This is a genomic window from Nocardioides anomalus, from assembly GCF_011046535.1.
Lineage (GTDB): Bacteria > Actinomycetota > Actinomycetes > Propionibacteriales > Nocardioidaceae > Nocardioides > Nocardioides anomalus.
Window position 1 is genome coordinate 3,849,685 of the sequence record NZ_CP049257.1, and the last position, 16,225, is coordinate 3,865,909.

The window sequence follows — 16,225 nt, forward strand, 5'->3', positions numbered from 1 at the left end:
AGGGTGGAGCGGAACTCTCAGGAACCGGGAGTCGACCTCGGCGACCCGCGTCCGGGGCGCCTGTCGCGGACCTCTATCCATGCATATGATGCGTACTTGTGCGGATGGGTGTCATCCTCGGCGACGTCAGCAGCAGCGTCTCGCCACGCGAGCACCTCGACGGGCTGCTGAGGCAGGTCGAGGCCGCCCAGCGCAACGGGCTCTCCCACATCACGATGGGCCAGCACTTCCTGTACGGCGACCTCCGGTGGCTCCAGCCGGTGCCCACCCTGGCGCGCATCGCGGCCGAGCTCGACGACCACGTGACGCTGGCGACCACCGTCGTGCAGGTGCCGCTCTACCACCCGGTGATGCTGGCCGAGGACCTGGCGACCCTCGACATCCTCACCCGCGGCCGGCTGGTCGTCGGGGCGGGTGCGGGCTACCGGGAGGACGAGTTCACCGCTCTGGGCGTCGACTTCTCCCAGCGGTTCGCGATGTTCGAGGAGTCGCTGCAGATCATGCAGCAGATGTGGACGCAGGACACCGTCACCTACGCCGGCCGGTTCTGGTCGGTCGAGGACGGCCACACCCACATCCGGCCGTGGCAGCAGCCGCACCCGCCGATCTGGATCGGCGCGATGAAGGACCGGGGCGTGCGTCGCTCGGCGCGGCTCGGTGACGGCTGGCCGATCACGCCCGAGACCCGCGGGCCGGAGCTGGTCCGGCTGCTCTCGGTCTACGAGGACGAGCGCGACCGGCTCGGCAAACCGCACGTCCGACACCCGCTGCGCCGCGAGGTCATCCCGGCGCCGACGACCGAGGCGGCCTACGCGCGGTTCGAGGCGATGGCCAAGGACCGGCTGCTGGCCTACGCCCAGCGACAGCTGGCCACGCGCGACGCGGACGAGATCAGCCAGCAGTTCCGCGAGGTGGCCCGGCAGGAGACGTTCATCGGCACGCCGGACGAGGTCGTCGCCCAGCTGCGGGACTTCGCGGCGCGGTTCCCCGTCGACCCGGTGCTGGTGCGCGCGCAGTGGCCGAGCATGACCAGCGACGAGGTGGTCGCCTACCTCGACGACCTCGGCCGGGACGTGGTGCCCGCCGTGGCCGAGCTGGAGTCGGTCGCACGCGTGGTTCGTGACCAGGCCCAGGACTAGGCGACGACGCCGGACTCGCGCAGGCGCCGCACCTGCGGACCGTCGTACCCCAGCTCGGCGAGGACCTCGTCGGTGTCCGCACCGGGAGGCACGGCGTCGCCCGGGACCGGCGTGCTGCTCCGGGAGAAGCGCGGCGTCACCGCCGGCTGGTGGTGCACGCCGTCCGCCAGCGGGGCGTACGCCGCACGGGCGGTCGCCTGCGGGTGCGCACGGGCCTCGTCCAGGTCCAGCACCGGGCTCACGCAGGCCTCGACGCCGTCGAAGGCCGCAGCCCACTCGTCGCGGGTGCGGGCGGAGAACGCGTCGGTGAGCGCCTCGCGCAGCGCCGGCCAGCGGCTGCGGTCCTGGTGGGCGTCGGCGTGCTCGTCGAGGCCGAGGACGCCGAGGGCGGTGCGGAAGAAGCGCTGCTCGACCGCGCCGAAGGCGACCCAGCGACCGTCCGCGCAGGTGTAGACGTCGTAGTAGGGACAGCCCGAGTCGAGCAGGTTGTGACCGCGCTCGTCGGACCAGCGGCCCTGGGCGCGCAGGCCGTGCACGAGCCCCATCAGCGTCGCCGTGGACTCCAGCACGTTGGCGTCGACGACCTGGCCGCGACCGGAGCGGGCGACCTCGAGCAGCGCGCAGGCGACGCCGAACGCGAGCGAGGCGGCGGCGCCGCCGAAGTCGCCGACGAGGTTGAGCGGGGGCACCGGTCGCTCGCCGGCGCGTCCGATGCTGTGCAGGGCGCCGGTGAGCCCGATGTAGTTGAGGTCGTGGCCGACCACGCCGGCCCACGGTCCGTCCTGGCCCCAGCCCGTGAGCCGGCCGTACACCAGCCGGGGGTTCCGGGCCAGGCACGCATCGGGGCCAACGCCGAGCCGCTCGGCCACGCCCGGTCGGTAGCTCTCCACGAGCACGTCCGCCGTGGCGACCAGGTCGAGCAGCACCGCGGCGCCGTGGGGGTGCTTGAGGTCGAGCGCGAGGGAGCGGCGACCGCGCTCGAGGACGGGGTTGGGCGTGTAGTCCGCCGACGGCCCGGTGGTGCGGTCGACGCGCACCACCTCGGCGCCCATGTCGGCGAGCAGCATGACCGCGAACGGGCCGGGCCCGATGCCGGCCAGCTCGACCACGCGCACCCCGGCGAGCGGCCCGCTCACGACGACCCCTCGGCCGGCCCGGTGGCCAGCTCGGTGGCCGACTCCTGGGCCGACTCCGCAGCGAGCAGCGCCCGCAGCTCCGCCTTGGCCACCTTCTCCAGCGTCGAGCGCGGCAGCGCGTCGACCACGCGGATCTCGCGCGGTCGCTTGGGCGGGGTGAGCAGGTCGGCGCAGCGCGCGTCGGCGTCGGCCACCGACACCGAGCGGCCGGGCTGAGCGAGCACGAAGGCCACCGGCACCTCCCCCAGCATCCGGTCCGGCCGCGCGACGACCGCGACCTCGCGCACGCCGGGCAGCGCGAGCAGCACCCGCTCGACCTCGAGCGCGCCGACGTTCTCGCCGCCGACCTTGAGCACGTCCTTGTCCCGCTCGACGAAGAAGAACGAGCCGTCCGCGTCGCAACGCACCCGGTCGCCGGTCCGGAACCAGCCGTGCTCGTCGTACGCCGCCGCGGTGCGCTCGGCGTCGTCGAGGTACTCCGAGAACAGCGAGACCCCGCGGATCCCCCGCACCCGCAGCTCGCCGGCCTCCCCCGGCGGCACCGATCGCCCGTCGTCGCCGACCACGCGGACGGCGTACTCCGGCGCGGCCCGCCCCATCGACCCCGGCACGCCGGGGTGGGACAGCTCGCTCACGACCGGGTGGCTGACGGTCTCGGTCATCCCGAACCAGCCGACGACGGGGACGGGACCGGCGACGACCGAGCTGCTGCCCCAGCCGCGGAAGCGGTGGTCCGGGGGACCTCGCGCCCCTCGAGCGCGCGCAGGCAGAAGGAGACCACTGAGGTCCACGTCGCGCGGTGATCGACCGCGGCCGACCAGAAGCGGCGGGCGGAGAACCGCGGCTGCAGGACGACGGTGCCGCCCGCGCACAGGCTGGGGAGGAAGGAGTAGGCGAGGGCGTTGGTGTGGAACAGCGGCAGGTGCACCAGGTAGACGTCCTCGGCGCCGAGCCCCTGGTGGACGGCGCCGACCTGGCCGGCCCACAGGCAGTTGGCCTGGGTCCAGACCACGGCCTTGGGGCGGGCGGTGGTGCCGGAGGTGTACTGGATGCTCGCGGGATCCGACCACGTCGCGGCGCGCGGGTACGCCGCGGGCCGGGCCCGGCGCAGCTCGTCGAGGTCGGTGACCACCCGGACGCCGGGAGCGGCCAGCGCCACGTCGTCCGCGCGCTCCGGCGTGGTGACGACGAGCCGGGCGGAACTGTGACCGAGGGCGTAGGCGAGCTCGTCCCGGCTGAGCCGGGGGTCGAGGCAGACCGCGACCGCGCCCAGCGTGGTCGCCGCCGTCCACGTCAGCAGGAAGGACGGGTGGTTGGGCAGGACCAGCGCCACCCGGTCCCCCGGCGCGGTGCCCGCGGCGTGCAGTCCGGCCGCGACCGCGTCGACGTCGCGCGCGAACTCCAGGCGCGTCCAGGTCCGGCCCGGCTCCTCGAAGGGCGCCCAGACGAGGAAGGGGCGGTCCGGCGTCCGGCGCGCCCAGGTGTCGACCAGCCACGCCGTGCTCCGGCCCAGGGCCGGTGCGCTCACGCCGTCGACCACTGCAGGTGCTGGACGGTGAAGAACTCCGCGAATCCGTCCTCGCCCATCTCCGCACCGGTGCCGGAGCGCTTGGCCCCGACCCAGGGCACGTCGGGACGGGCACCGCCGCCGCCGTTGATCGCGACCGTGCCCGTCTCGAGGCGCCGCGCGACGGCGACCGCGTCGTCGTGCGGACCCCAGACGAGCGCGTTGAGCCCGTAGCGCGAGTGGTTCGCGATCGCGACGGCCTCGTCGACGGTGTCGTAGGTGAGCACCACGGCGACCGGTGCGAAGAGCTCCTCCTGGCACAGCTCGTCGTCGGGGCCGACGCCGGTGACCAGGGTCGGCAGCAGGTGGAAGCCGGGGCCGTCACCCCGCCGCCCACCGGTGAGCACCTGCGCACCGCGCTCGACCGCTCGGGCCAGGTAGGCCTCGACCCGCTCGCGGTGCTCGGCGCTGATGAGCGGGCCGACCTCGGTCGTCTCGTCCTGCGGGTCGCCGGTCGGCACCTGCTCCTCCAGGAACCGGACGGCGCGCGAGACGAACGCGTCGGCGTCGTCGCGGTGCACGAGGATCCGGGTGGTCGCGCCGCAGCCCTGGCCGGCGTTGCGGCAGAACCGCAGTACAGACGCACCGACCACACGATCGAGGTCGGCGCCGGGCAGCACCACCGTCGGCGACTTGCCGCCGAGCTCGAGGACGACCTTGGTGTGGTGCTCGGCGGCGGCGCGCGCGACCTCCCTGCCCACCGCGTTGGAGCCGGTGAACGTCACCAGGTCGACATCCCGGTGGCCGGTCAGGCGCTGGCCGACCTCGGCCCCGCCGGTGACCAGGTTGAGCACCCCGGGCGGGACGCCGGCCTCCTCGGCCAGCCGCACCAGCGCGAGCGTGCACAGCGTGCCCCGGGGCGAGGGCAGCAGGACGACGGGGCAGCCGGCGGCGAGGGCCGGGCCGACCTTCCACGCCGCCATGTTGAGCGGGTAGTTGTACGGCGTGACCGCGGCGACCACACCGATGCCGCGGCGCAGCAGCACGCTGCCGGCCGGCGCGGGCCCGGCGAGCGGGGGGAGCTCCTCGCGGTAGCCGCCGCGCGGTCCGGCCAGCGCACGCTCCGCCGCCCAGCGGAGGTTCGCCACGGGCGTCGCAGTCTGCAGGGTCCGGGCCAGGGTGATCGGCGAGCCGACCTCGGTGGCCACCAGTCGGGCCAGCGGCTCGTGCTCGCGCTCGAGCCGGTCGGCGAGGCGGCGCAGGACCGCCGCGCGGTCGGCGGGCACGGCGTCGCGCCAGTCGAGGAAGGCCGACCGTGCGGCCGCGACCGCGGCGTCCACCTGGTCGGGGCCGGACCCGGTCCACTCGCCGAGCGGTGCGCCGGTCGACGGGTCGACGGAGGTGAACCGCTCGCCGGTGCCGGCGGTCCACGCGCCGGCGACGAACGTGGTGCGGGCGGTGTCGGGGAGCACCACCATCACAGATCGAGATCCAGGATCAGCGACTGGTAGGCCTTGCCGTGCGGGTCGGCCCGCAGCGTCATCGACACCCCACCACCCAGGGCCCGGTCGAGGACGAAGTTCAGCCCGTGCACCCGGGGCAGCTCGTAGCGGACCACCCCTCCCTCCACGAGGGCGCCGAAGTGCGCCTGGACCCGCTCGGCGGTGAGCCGCTCGACGAGCAGCGGGTAGTCGGCCGGGTCGTAGGCGAACACGCAGATGTTGGAGACGTCGCCCTTGTCGCCGGACCGGCTGGCCGCGAGCTCGCGCAGCCTCACGACCCGCTCACCTCGGTCCGCACCGGGACCAGCTCCCGCGGAACGTAGGCCGGGGTCACCCCGATGGCCGGCACCACCGACGTGACGTTGCCCCCGCCGCCGGCGGGACCGAAGTAGAGGAGCTCGGTCTCGTGGGCCGCGGTGCGGGCGACGTCCAGCGAGGTGGTGCGCACCGCGAGCCGCAGGCGCACCTCCGAAGGGTAGCCGCCGGCCATCCGGACACCGAAGAGCGAGTCGACGCCCTGGAGGTCCACGCGCACCTCGTCCAGCTCCGCGGCGTACGGCTCGAGTCGCTTGCGCAGGACCTCCTCGGCGCGCCGCGCCCGCTCGACGCAGCCCGGGCCACCCCATGACATCTCCCCGGTGGCGCGCCAGCCCTGGTCGATGCCGACCAGGACCTTGAGCGTGTCCGGTCGTGCGTGACCGCGGGCGCCGGAGATGCGGACGCGGTCGGCGCCGAGGTCCTCGACCTCGACCTGCGTGAAGTCCGCGGTCACGTCCGGGGTGAGGTACGCCGCGGGGTCGTGGATCTCGTAGTAGAGCTGGGTCTTCATGGTCATCGCGTCGACCGCGCCACCGGTCCCCGGGAGCTTGGTGATCGTGACGGCACCGTCCTCGACCTCGGCGATCGGGAACCCGAGGTTCCACGGCTCGGGCACGACGCGGTACGGCGGGTCCTCGTAGTTTCCGCCCGTGGAGTGCACGCCGCACTCGAGCAGGTGACCGACCATCGTGGCGTGGCCGAGGCGGTCCCAGTCGTCGAGCTCCCAGCCGAGCTCGTGGCAGATCGGCCCGACGAACAACGAGGGGTCGGCCAGCCTCCCGCCCAGCACGATCTGCGCGTCCTGGCGCAGGCAGTCGACGATGCCGTCGGCACCCAGGTAGACGTGCGCGGAGACGACCCGGTCACCGAGCGCGCCGACGGTCGTGCCGAGCTCGGGCAGCTCGGCGTCGAGCGCGGTGACCAGCAGCCGGACCTCGTCGCCGTGCACGACGCCGATGCGGACGCCGGGCAGGCCCACCTCCTTGAGCGCGCGGACGAAGTCGTCGCGGGCGGCGTCGGGGTTGGCGGCCCCGAAGTTGCCGACCACCCGTCGCCCGGCCGCGAGGTGCGAGCGCAGCAGCGGGACGAGGGCGGCGATGCGGCGGTCCTGGCCCGCGGAGGGGTCGGCCAGACGTCGCACCTGGGCGAGCGCCAGCGTGCGCTCGGCGAGGCAGTCGAAGCCGAGGTACGCCGCGCGGCCGCTCGCCGCCATCGCCTCGACGGCGTCGAGGCGGTCCTCGGCGTACGCCGAGCCCGAGGCCAGGACCAGCGGCCCGGGCGCCCCACCGGGCACGGTCAGTCGACCTCGATGGCCAGTTCGGGGCAGCTGTCGGCGGCGAGCTGCGCCTCGTCCTCCTGGCCCGGGGGGACCGTCTCGCTCTTCACGTAGGCGTTGCCGTCCTCCTCACGCGCGAAGAACAGGTCCGGCGCGCTGATGCGGCACAGGCCGTGGCCCTGGCAGCGCTCGTCGTCGACCTTGACGTGCATGGCTCCTCCTCGAGGGACTCGGCGTGCGGCCGCCCGCGTGGTGTCGTCGCCTGTGACGAGATTGACAGCGAGCAAATCGAGTATAACCATCATCACATTCATGGGAAGAGCCACCGAAGGACGGATGATCCCGAGATGACCGAGACCGCCTCGACGACACCCACCGGCCGCTGCCCCGTGGTGCACTTCGACCACAACTCGGCCGAGCACGCCGAGGACCCGGTGGCGTCGTACCGCAAGCTGCGCGCCGAGGCACCCGTCGCCTGGTCCGACGCCCACGGAGGCTACTGGATCCTCTCGGGCTACAAGCCGGTCTTCGAGGCCTCGCGCGACGACGACACCTTCTCCTCCGAGCGCAACAGCCACGGCGGCGAGGGGCTGTCGGTGGTCATCCCCAAGACCCCGGCGCCGTTCCACATCCCGATCGAGATCGACCCGCCCGAGTTCCGCAAGTGGCGCAAGCTCATCAACCCGATCACCGCCCCCGCCGCGATCGCGCGGATGGAGCAGATCGTGAAGTTCTACGTCACCAAGTTCATCGACGACATCATCGAGACCGGACACGCGGACATGACCTCGGTCATCGGTGTCCCCGCGATCGTCACGGTCGACTGGCTCGGCCTGCCCATCGAGCACTGGGAGCGCTACGCCTCGGCGTTCCACGCGCTGCTCATCGCGGTGCCCGGCACCGAGGAGTTCGACCAGGCCGTGAAGGTGGACCTCCCGTACCTCGAGGAGGTCACGCGCGGCATCATCGCCGAGCGCCGCGCCGACCCGCGCGACGACATCATCAGCTACCTCGTCGGCTGCGAGGTCGACGAGCGGGCGGTCACCGACGACGAGGTCTTCGCGATGGTCGACCTGCTGCTGTCCGGCGGCGTCGGCACCACGGCCTCGCTGGTCAGCAACACGGTGGTCTGGCTGCACGAGCACCAGGACGTGCGCCAGGACCTCCTCGACCACCCCGAGAAGATGGACCGCGCCATCGAGGAGTTCCTCCGCTTCTTCTCCCCCACCCAAGGGCTCGCACGCACCGTCACCCAGGACACCGAGTTCATGGGCTGCCCGATGAAGCAGGGCGACCGCGTCCTGCTCTCGTGGGCCTCGGCCAACCGCGACCCCGAGCTGTTCGAGGCCCCCGACGACCTGGACATCGAGCGCTGGCCGAACCGTCACACCGCCTTCGGCATCGGCGTGCACCGCTGCGCCGGCGCGCACCTGGGCCGCGCCATGGCCAAGGAGCTGCTCACCCAGATCATCCACCGGATGAGCGACTACGAGGTGGACCGCAGCCAGCTCGTGCGCTACCCCCACCAGGGCACCAACAACGGCTGGACCAGCATCCCGGCCACGTTCACGCCCGGGCCGCGGCTGCTGCCCGCCGACGCCACCTCGCCGGCCGACCTGGCCACCGAGCTGCACTGAGACGTGGCCACCCCCGTGACGACCGGCGCGCCGACCGCCGCCCAGGAGCGGTACGACGTCGTCGTGCTCGGCACCGGGGCAGCCGGTCTCACCGCGGCCCTGGCCGCCGCGCACGGCGGCGCGCGCGTCGCGCTGTTCGAGAAGGGCGAGCGGATCGGCGGCACCACGGCGCTGGCGAGCGCCGTGGTGTGGCTGCCGGCCAACCGGTACGCGCAGGCGGCCGGCGTACCGGACTCACGGGAGGAGGGCTTGGACTACCTGGAGTCCCTCTCCCACGGGATGATCCTGCCCGAGCTCGCCGAGGCCTTCGTCGACACCGTGCCCGAGCTCCTCGACTGGCTCGAGGACGAGACGCCCTGCCACTTCCAGCTCGTGCCCGGCTTCCCCGACTACCACCCTGAGCACCCCGGCGGGAAGCCGCAGGGGGGCCGCTCGGTCGAGCCGGTGCTCTTCTCCTACGCCCGCGTCCCGGGCTGGGCCGACCGGGTCGTGGGGACCCCGCGACGGATGAACGTGGCCGAGACCCCGACCGGTGGCGGCACCGGCGTGGTCCCGCCCGACCTGCTGGCCGAGCGCGAGGCCGAGCAGCTCGAGGGGCTCGGCCGGGCGCTGGTCGGCAGCCTGCTCGCCGGCTGCCTCGAGCGCGGCGTCGAGCCGGTCACGGGCACGCGCGCCACCCGCCTGGTCGTCGAGGGCGGCGCCGTCACCGGGGTGCAGCTCGACGGTCCGGACGGCCCGCGCACGGTCGAGGCGGGGGCGGTGGTGCTGGCCACCGGCGGCTTCGAGCACGACGCCGACCTGGTCCGCGACTTCCTGCGCGGCCCGATGCGCTCGCCGGCCGGCGTGGTGACCAACACCGGCGACGGCCTGCGCATGGCCATGCGGGTCGGGGCGCAGCTGGGCAACATGCGCGAGGCCTGGTGGGTCCCGGTCATGGAGCTGCCCGGCGAGCGGCCCGACGGCGGCCGCGACGTCTTCCTGGTCCTGCGCGAGCGGACCCTGCCGCGCTCGATCGTGGTCAACGGGAGCGGCCGGCGCTTCACCAACGAGGCCGCCAACTACAACGCGCTCGGCGGTGCCTTCCACGCCTTCGACCCCACCTCGTTCCGCTACGTCAACCAGCCCGCCTGGCTGATCTTCGACGAGGGCTTCGTGCAGCGCTACGGCTGCTTCGGCAACGGTCCGGGCAGCCCCGTCCCCGACCACCTCCACCGCGCCGGCTCGCTGACCGAGCTGGCCGGTCTCATCGACGTGCCGGGGCCCGAGCTGGAGGAGACCGTGACCCGCTGGAACAAGCTGGTGGACTCCGGTCACGACGACGACTTCGGCCGCGGCGACAGCGCCTACGACGGGTGGTGCGGCGACCGCAGCGCCTACCCCGGGCCGATGGCCACACTCGGTCCGCTGGACACCGCGCCGTACTACGCCGTCGAGCTGGTCAGCTCGACGCTCGGCACCAAGGGCGGTCCGCGCACCGACGTGGACGGCCGCGTCCTGGACGTGGACGGCGCGGTCATCCCCGGACTGTTCGCGGCGGGCAACGTCATGGCCGGTCCCACCGGGATGGTCTACGGCGGCGCCGGCGGCACCCTCGGCCCGGCGATGGTCTTCGGCTTCCCGCGCCGGCCGGGCGGCGGCGGCGTGAGCGCGGCGACAGAGCACGAGAGGAAGGCCCGATCGTGACCCCCCACGAGAGCACCATCGCCGTCGTCGGCGCCGGGCTGGCCGGTCTGCGCGCCTGCGAACGGCTGCGCGCGGCCGGGCACACCGGCCGGATCGTCGTCCTGGGCGAGGAGGCACACCCGCCGTACAACCGACCGCCGCTGTCCAAGGAGCTGCTGCGCGGCACGCTGGACCGCGACAAGCTCCCGTTCCGCCAGCGCGCGGCGACCGAGGACGTCGAGTGGCGCCTCGGCACGCGCGTCGGGGCCGTCGACCTCGCCGGCCACACGGTCGCGCTCGACGACGGCACCGGGCTGGGCTGGGACGGACTGGTCTACGCGACGGGCGTCCGCGCCCGCCGGCTCGAGCTCGACGGCGCCGCCTGGCGGCACACCATCCGCACCCTCGACGACGCCCTGCGGCTGGCCCCCTCCCTCGCGCCCGGCACCCGCGTCGTCGTCATCGGGGCGGGCTTCATCGGCTGCGAGGTCGCGGCCACGGCGGTCGAGCGGGGCTGCGAGGTCACGGTCGTCGAGCCGCTCGGCACGCCGCTCGAGCGGGTCGTCGGCGCGCAGGTCGGCCGCGAGGTGCAGCGCCGCCACGAGCAGCACAACGTCCGCTTCGCGCTCGGCCGGACCGTCCGCGCGGTGGCCGACGCCGGCGAGCACCTCGAGGTCGAGCTCGACAACGGCGCCGGCCTGGCCGCCGACGTCATCGTCGAGGCGGTCGGCTCGGTGGCCAACACCGAACCCCTGGACGGGCAGGGCCTCGACCTCGCCCACGGCGTCCTGTGCGACGACGGCCTGCACCCGCTGCGGGACGGCGAGCCGGTGCTCGACGTCGTCGCCGTCGGCGACGTGGCGCGCTTCCCGGTCCGGGCGTACGGCGACGCGCCCATCCGGGTCGAGCACTGGACGATGCCGACCGACATGGCCACGCACGCCGCGTCGAGCCTGCTGGCCGGGCTGGCCGGCACCCAGGTCGACAGCACCGGCTTCGCACCGCTGCCCACCTTCTGGAGCGAGCAGTACGGCGTCCGCATGCAGTCCTTCGGGCTGCCGCACCTCGGCCTCGAGGACGTGCGCGTGCTCGACGGTGACCTGGCCGGCGAGGCCGCGGTCGGCTACCACCGCGACGGTCGCCTCGTCGGTGTCGTGCTGCTCGGGATGGGCAAGCGGATGCTGGAGTTCCGCACCGCCGTGGCCGAGGCGCGCGCGGCCAGCCTCGAGCCCGCTCGGTGACCCAGGCCCCGATCCCCGTCCCCGCCGAGGGCGACCGGCGCCTCGGCACCTTCCCCGCCTGGCTGGTCGTCGTGCTCATCGCGGCCATCGGGCTGAACCTGCGCGCCAGCCTGGGGTCCATCCCCCCGCTGCTCACGGACATGAACGAGGACCTGCACCTCAGCAACACCGCCGCCGGGTTCCTCACCTCGCTCGCCGTCGTCTTCATGGGCATCAGCGCACCCATCGGCCAGCGCCTCGGGGCACGTCTCGGCGCCGAGCTCGCCACCGGCCTCGCCATGCTGCTGCTGGCCGCCGCCGGGCTCGCGCGGCTGCTGCCCCTGGGCGCCGGGCTCCTCTTCGTCTCGGTCGCCGTGGCGGGTCTGGCGATGGGCGGCGCATCGGCGCTGATGCCGTCGCTCGTCGGGCACCACCTGCCGCACATCCGCGGGCTCGCCATGGGCATCTACTCCGCGGGGCTGGCGATGGGGGTCGCGATCGCCGCGGGGACCGTCGTGCCCCTGGAGCACCTGCTCGGCGGGTGGCGGCCCGCGCTCGCGAGCTGGGGCGCCATCGCGGCCGCCGCCGCCGCGGTCTGGCTGCTCGCCGTCCCCCGGCTCCGGCGCAGCACCGCGGGCCGTCCCGTCGAGGCGCTGGTCGTGGACCACCGGATGCCGTGGCGCTCGCGGACGGCGTGGTGGGTCACCCTGTTCACCACGAACCAGATGGTGGTCGGCTTCAGCGGCCTGGCGTGGGTCACGCCGCTCTACGTCTCGCTGGGGATGACCAACCAGGAGGCGGCCAACCGGTTCGTCATCTTCCAGGTCGTGCAGCTCGCCACGATGCTGACGCTGCCCCCGCTGACCGACTACACGCGCGACCGCCGACCGCTCCTGGCCTTCGTCCTGGTCAGCACCAGCGTCGGCATCACCATGCTGCTCCTGGACCCCGTCGGGCTGTCCGTCCCCGCCATGCTGTTCTTCGGCGCCGGGGTCGGCGGCGGCTCCACGCTCGGGCTCCTGCTCATCGTCGACAGCACCCGGTCCCAGCCCGACGCCGCCCGGCTCGGCGCGATGGTCTTCCTCGTCGCGTTCATCGCCGGAGCGGCCGGCCCGGTCGTCCTCGGACTGCTGCGCGACCTCACCGGCGGCTTCACGGCCGGCTACGCGGTGATGCTCGGGCTGTCGGTGGCGATGCTGGCGCTCACGGTCGTCTACCGCCCCGGGCGCACCATCGAGGACGTCGCCGAGCCGGTGCCGGCGAGGGTGTCAGCTCACAGGTAGCGGTGCAGCCACTGCGAGCTGCCGGTGTAGAGCACCTCGGGCCAGTCGCTGGGCCGGCGGTCGCCGTAGGCCCGCATGCTGTCGGCGGCGCCGAAGCCCTCGGCGTACTCCGAGGAGGGCAGGTAGTACATGTAGGACATCAGCCGCGCGGAGAACTTCCAGCGGCCGGCGTCGCGGCGGTACTCGTCCTTGTAGCGCAGCGCGACCTGCATCCCGACACCGTTGCGGAACACCTCGGCGTGCCCGGTCAGCAGGCCGTACGCCGAGTCGGGGTCCTCCTCGCGGAACCTGACCACGTGCCCGTGGGAGTAGTGGTTGGTCGGGCCGAGGGCCGCGAACCGGCCGAGGTAGGTCTCCACGATCGACTCCATCCCCGCGGCCTGGAAGACGCCGTCCTGGGAGTCGAGGGTGGCGTCCTCGGTGAAGATCGTGCGGATCCCGTGCTCGTCGCGCTCGTCCATGATGACGCCGTAGAGGACGCCGAGCTCCTGGATGCCCTGGCGGTCCTCGACCCGCTGCAGGCGCCGCTCGAGGGACGTGTCGGTCGTGCTGGTCATGCGTGCTCCTCGGTGGTCGTGGGACGCATCGCCTCCGGTCGCCCGGGACTGGACAACCCTGGGTGACGTCCCTCACGCTAGAGGATAATCATCATCATGGTTTGTGGCCAGGGCCGCGGACCGAGGGAGGAACCGTGGCACCGCAGGTCGTGGAGCTCGCCCGGGTCGTCATCCGTTTCGCCGGGGACTCGGGCGACGGGATGCAACTGACCGGCGACCGCTTCACCCAGGAGGCAGCGAGCTTCGGCAACGACCTGTCCACGCTGCCGAACTTCCCGGCCGAGATCCGCGCTCCGCAGGGCACGATGGCCGGCGTCTCGAGCTTCCAGCTCCACTTCGCCGACCACGACATCCTCACTCCCGGCGATCGGCCCGACGTCCTGGTGGCGATGAACCCGGCGGCACTCAAGGCCAACGTCGGCGACCTGCGGCCCGGGGCGACGCTCATCGTCGACACCCACGACTTCACCCCGCGCAACCTGGCCAAGGTGGGCTACGCCTCGAACCCGCTCGAGGACGGGTCGCTCGCGGACCTCGCCGTGCACACGCTCGACCTCACCGGCATGACGGTGGAGTCGGTCAAGGAGTTCGGGCTCTCGCGCAAGGACGCGGCCCGGGCCAAGAACATGTACTCCCTGGGTCTGCTGTCCTGGCTCTACGGCCGCGACGTCGAGGGCACCGTCGCCCACCTCCAGGCCCGGTTCGCGCGCAAGCCGGAGATCCGCGACGCCAACGTCGCGGCACTGCGGGCGGGCTGGAACTTCGGCGAGACCACCGAGGTCTTCGCGGTGTCCTACACGGTCAAGCCGGCCGCGGCCGCGCCCGGTCGCTACCGCAACGTCACCGGCAACACCGCGCTGGCCTACGGCCTGGTCGCGGCCGGGCGGCTCAGCGGGCTGCCGGTCTTCCTCGGCGCCTACCCGATCACGCCGGCCTCCGACATCCTCCACGAGCTCAGCAAGCACAAGGCCTTCGGCGTCACCACGTTCCAGGCCGAGGACGAGATCGCCGGGATCGGCGCGGCCCTCGGCGCGGCGTACGGCGGCGCGCTGGGGGTGACCACGACGTCGGGACCGGGCATGGCGCTGAAGGCCGAGACCATCGGCCTGGCGGTGATGCTCGAGCTGCCCCTGGTGGTCGTCGACGTGCAGCGCGGCGGACCCTCCACCGGGCTGCCGACCAAGACCGAGCAGTCCGACCTGCTGATGGCCATGTACGGCCGCAACGGCGAGGCCCCGTTGCCGGTGGTCGCGCCTCGCTCGCCCTCGGACTGCTTCGACGCCGCCATCGAGGCGGCCCGCATCGCCGTCACGCACCGCACGCCGGTGGTGCTGCTCTCCGACGGCTACCTGGCCAACGGCTCGGAGCCGTGGCGGCTGCCCGCGGTCGCCGACCTGCCGCGCATCGAGCCCGCGTTCGCGACACCCCCGGCCGACGGCGAGCCCTTCCACCCCTACGCCCGGGACCCGGAGACGCTGGCCCGGCCCTGGGCGCCGCCCGGGGTGGCGGGCCTCGAGCACCGCATCGGCGGCATCGAGAAGGCCGACCTGACCGGCGACATCTCCTACGACGCCGACAACCACGACCGCATGGTGCGGCTGCGTCAGGCCAAGGTCGACGCCGTGCGCGTGCCCCTCGCCGAGGTCGACGACCCGTCGGCCGCCGACGGACCGGGCGCGCGGCTGCTCGTCGTGGGCTGGGGCTCGACGTACGGCCCCATCGGCGCGGGCGTGCGGCGGCTGCGCCGGCACGGGCACGCGGTCGCCCAGCTGCACCTGCGGCACCTGAACCCGCTCCCGGCGGACCTGGAGACGGTGCTGCGCTCCTACGACCGGGTCGTGTGCCCGGAGATGAACCTGGGCCAGCTGGCCTCGCTGCTGCGCGACCGCTACCTGGTCGACGTGCGGCGCCTGACCACCGTGCGGGGCATGCCGTTCCGCGCCGAGCAGCTGGAGGCCGAGCTCCTCGACCACCTCGCCACCCTGGGAGAGCCCGCGTGACCACGACCGACCTGCCCCTGCCCACGCTGGGCTCGAACCAGGGCGGCACCGCGCTCGTCCCGCCGGTCGAGGCCCCGCAGACCGGCAAGGAGTTCGCCTCCGACCAGGAGGTGCGCTGGTGTCCCGGCTGCGGCGACTACGCGGTCCTCAAGGCGGTGCAGGGCTTCCTGCCCGACCTGGGGCTGCGCCGGGAGAACATCGCCTTCGTCTCCGGGATCGGCTGCTCCTCGCGCTTCCCCTACTACCTCGACACCTACGGCCTGCACTCGATCCACGGCCGGGCGCCGGCCATCGCCACCGGCTTGGCCACCACGCGGCCGGACCTGTCGGTGTGGGTGGTGACCGGTGACGGGGACGCGCTCTCCATCGGTGGCAACCACCTCATCCACGCGATGCGCCGCAACGTGAACATCACGATCCTGTTGTTCAACAACCGCATCTACGGGCTGACCAAGGGTCAGTACTCCCCCACGTCGCCGCCCGGGCTCGTCACCAAGTCCACACCGTCCGGCTCGGTCGACCACCCGTTCAACCCGGTCTCGCTGGCCCTGGGCGCGGAGGCGAGCTTCGTGGCCCGCACCCTCGACTCCGACCGCTTGCACCTCACGGCGGTGCTGTCCGCGGCCGCTGCGCACCGTGGCACCTCGCTGGTGGAGATCTACCAGAACTGCCCGATCTTCAACGACGGCGCGTTCGACGCGCTCAAGGGTCCCGAGGGCGCCGCGCGCCTGCTGCGGCTCGAGGCCGGGCTCGAGGTCACCGTCGACGGCGCGACCTGGGCCCACGACCCGGCCGAGACGAACCCCAGCCGCCAGTTCGCACTGTCGCGGATGGACGCCCAGGTGCCGATCGGGGTGTTCCGCGCGGTGCAGCGCCCGGCGTACGACGACCAGGTGCGTCAGCAGGTCGAGGCGGCCGGTCCGGCGGGCGACCTGCAGGCGCTCATCGACGGCGCGGACACCTGGACGGTGGCCTGACTCAGCGCCGG

The 16,225-nt window shown here is 73.7% G+C and carries 15 protein-coding genes; 7 read left to right on the top strand and 8 right to left on the bottom strand.

The window, feature by feature from the left end:
- Positions 1 to 104 precede the first annotated feature (104 nt).
- A complete protein-coding gene (locus G5V58_RS19255; protein ID WP_230486755.1) occupies positions 105 to 1,139 on the top strand; it encodes an LLM class flavin-dependent oxidoreductase in 1,035 nt (344 codons plus the stop codon).
- Here G5V58_RS19255 and G5V58_RS19260 read toward each other — a convergent pair.
- Genes G5V58_RS19260 through G5V58_RS19285 form a run of 7 tightly spaced genes read right to left on the bottom strand, consistent with a single transcriptional unit; the run spans position 1,136 to position 7,090 of the window.
- Positions 1,136 to 2,275 (bottom strand): CaiB/BaiF CoA transferase family protein, encoded by a 1,140-nt coding sequence (locus tag G5V58_RS19260; RefSeq protein ID WP_165236384.1) that lies wholly within the window; start codon positions 2,273 to 2,275, stop codon positions 1,136 to 1,138. The two genes, G5V58_RS19255 and G5V58_RS19260, sit on opposite strands and share 4 nt — an antisense overlap.
- A complete protein-coding gene (locus tag G5V58_RS26430) occupies positions 2,272 to 2,937 on the bottom strand; it encodes an AMP-binding enzyme (RefSeq protein ID WP_268991234.1) in 666 nt (221 codons plus the stop codon). Before G5V58_RS26430 ends, G5V58_RS19260 begins: the two co-directional genes overlap by 4 nt.
- Positions 2,934 to 3,803, bottom strand: a complete 870-nt coding sequence (locus G5V58_RS19265; protein ID WP_268991235.1) for an AMP-binding protein — start codon at positions 3,801 to 3,803, stop codon at positions 2,934 to 2,936. Before G5V58_RS19265 ends, G5V58_RS26430 begins: the two co-directional genes overlap by 4 nt.
- Entirely contained in the window at positions 3,800 to 5,260 is a 1,461-nt protein-coding gene (locus G5V58_RS19270; protein WP_165236386.1) for an aldehyde dehydrogenase family protein, read from the bottom strand. The genes G5V58_RS19265 and G5V58_RS19270 overlap by 4 nt, the downstream gene beginning before the upstream one ends.
- Positions 5,260 to 5,559, bottom strand: a complete 300-nt coding sequence (locus tag G5V58_RS19275) for an AtuA-related protein (protein WP_165236388.1) — start codon at positions 5,557 to 5,559, stop codon at positions 5,260 to 5,262. Before G5V58_RS19275 ends, G5V58_RS19270 begins: the two co-directional genes overlap by 1 nt.
- The gene (locus tag G5V58_RS19280; protein ID WP_230486756.1) at positions 5,556 to 6,896 is read right to left on the bottom strand and encodes an acyclic terpene utilization AtuA family protein; all 1,341 of its coding nucleotides are present in this window, start codon (positions 6,894 to 6,896) and stop codon (positions 5,556 to 5,558) included. Before G5V58_RS19280 ends, G5V58_RS19275 begins: the two co-directional genes overlap by 4 nt.
- A gap of 2 nt (positions 6,897 to 6,898) precedes the next feature.
- Positions 6,899 to 7,090: a ferredoxin gene (locus G5V58_RS19285; protein ID WP_165236390.1), complete on the bottom strand. Its 192-nt coding sequence runs from the start codon at positions 7,088 to 7,090 to the stop codon at positions 6,899 to 6,901.
- A gap of 135 nt (positions 7,091 to 7,225) precedes the next feature.
- On the opposite strand from G5V58_RS19285, the gene G5V58_RS19290 reads away from it, so the two are divergent.
- Genes G5V58_RS19290 through G5V58_RS19305 form a run of 4 tightly spaced genes read left to right on the top strand, consistent with a single transcriptional unit; the run spans position 7,226 to position 12,680 of the window.
- A complete protein-coding gene (locus G5V58_RS19290; RefSeq protein WP_165236392.1) occupies positions 7,226 to 8,515 on the top strand; it encodes a cytochrome P450 in 1,290 nt (429 codons plus the stop codon).
- Between the two features lie 3 nt (positions 8,516 to 8,518).
- On the top strand, positions 8,519 to 10,198 hold the full coding sequence (locus G5V58_RS19295) for an FAD-dependent oxidoreductase (protein WP_230486757.1): 1,680 nt from the start codon (positions 8,519 to 8,521) through the stop codon (positions 10,196 to 10,198).
- Positions 10,195 to 11,418, top strand: coding sequence for an NAD(P)/FAD-dependent oxidoreductase (locus tag G5V58_RS19300; protein WP_230486758.1), 1,224 nt, complete (start codon positions 10,195 to 10,197; stop codon positions 11,416 to 11,418). The genes G5V58_RS19295 and G5V58_RS19300 overlap by 4 nt, the downstream gene beginning before the upstream one ends.
- The gene (locus G5V58_RS19305) at positions 11,415 to 12,680 is read left to right on the top strand and encodes an MFS transporter (protein WP_165236394.1); all 1,266 of its coding nucleotides are present in this window, start codon (positions 11,415 to 11,417) and stop codon (positions 12,678 to 12,680) included. The genes G5V58_RS19300 and G5V58_RS19305 overlap by 4 nt, the downstream gene beginning before the upstream one ends.
- Here the strand turns inward: G5V58_RS19305 and G5V58_RS19310 are convergent.
- Entirely contained in the window at positions 12,671 to 13,237 is a 567-nt protein-coding gene (locus G5V58_RS19310) for a nuclear transport factor 2 family protein (protein WP_165236396.1), read from the bottom strand. The genes G5V58_RS19305 and G5V58_RS19310 overlap by 10 nt on opposite strands.
- A gap of 134 nt (positions 13,238 to 13,371) precedes the next feature.
- On the opposite strand from G5V58_RS19310, the gene G5V58_RS19315 reads away from it, so the two are divergent.
- Complete coding sequence (locus G5V58_RS19315; protein ID WP_165236398.1) at positions 13,372 to 15,237, top strand: 2-oxoacid:acceptor oxidoreductase subunit alpha; 1,866 nt, start codon at positions 13,372 to 13,374, stop codon at positions 15,235 to 15,237.
- A complete protein-coding gene (locus tag G5V58_RS19320) occupies positions 15,234 to 16,214 on the top strand; it encodes a 2-oxoacid:ferredoxin oxidoreductase subunit beta (RefSeq protein WP_165236400.1) in 981 nt (326 codons plus the stop codon). The genes G5V58_RS19315 and G5V58_RS19320 overlap by 4 nt, the downstream gene beginning before the upstream one ends.
- Positions 16,215 to 16,225: the final 11 nt, after the last annotated feature.

Bases quoted from the DNA above. Each gene is read 5' to 3' on its own strand.
- G5V58_RS19290 (WP_165236392.1), top strand. From the start codon at position 7,226: ATGACCGAGACCGCCTCGACGACACCCACCGGCCGCTGCCCCGTGGTG.
- G5V58_RS19255 (WP_230486755.1), top strand. From the start codon at position 105: ATGGGTGTCATCCTCGGCGACGTCAGCAGCAGCGTCTCGCCACGCGAG.
- G5V58_RS19310 (WP_165236396.1), bottom strand. From the start codon at position 13,237: ATGACCAGCACGACCGACACGTCCCTCGAGCGGCGCCTGCAGCGGGTC.
- G5V58_RS19270 (WP_165236386.1), bottom strand. From the start codon at position 5,260: ATGGTGGTGCTCCCCGACACCGCCCGCACCACGTTCGTCGCCGGCGCG.
- G5V58_RS19285 (WP_165236390.1), bottom strand. From the start codon at position 7,090: ATGCACGTCAAGGTCGACGACGAGCGCTGCCAGGGCCACGGCCTGTGC.
- G5V58_RS26430 (WP_268991234.1), bottom strand. From the start codon at position 2,937: ATGACCGAGACCGTCAGCCACCCGGTCGTGAGCGAGCTGTCCCACCCC.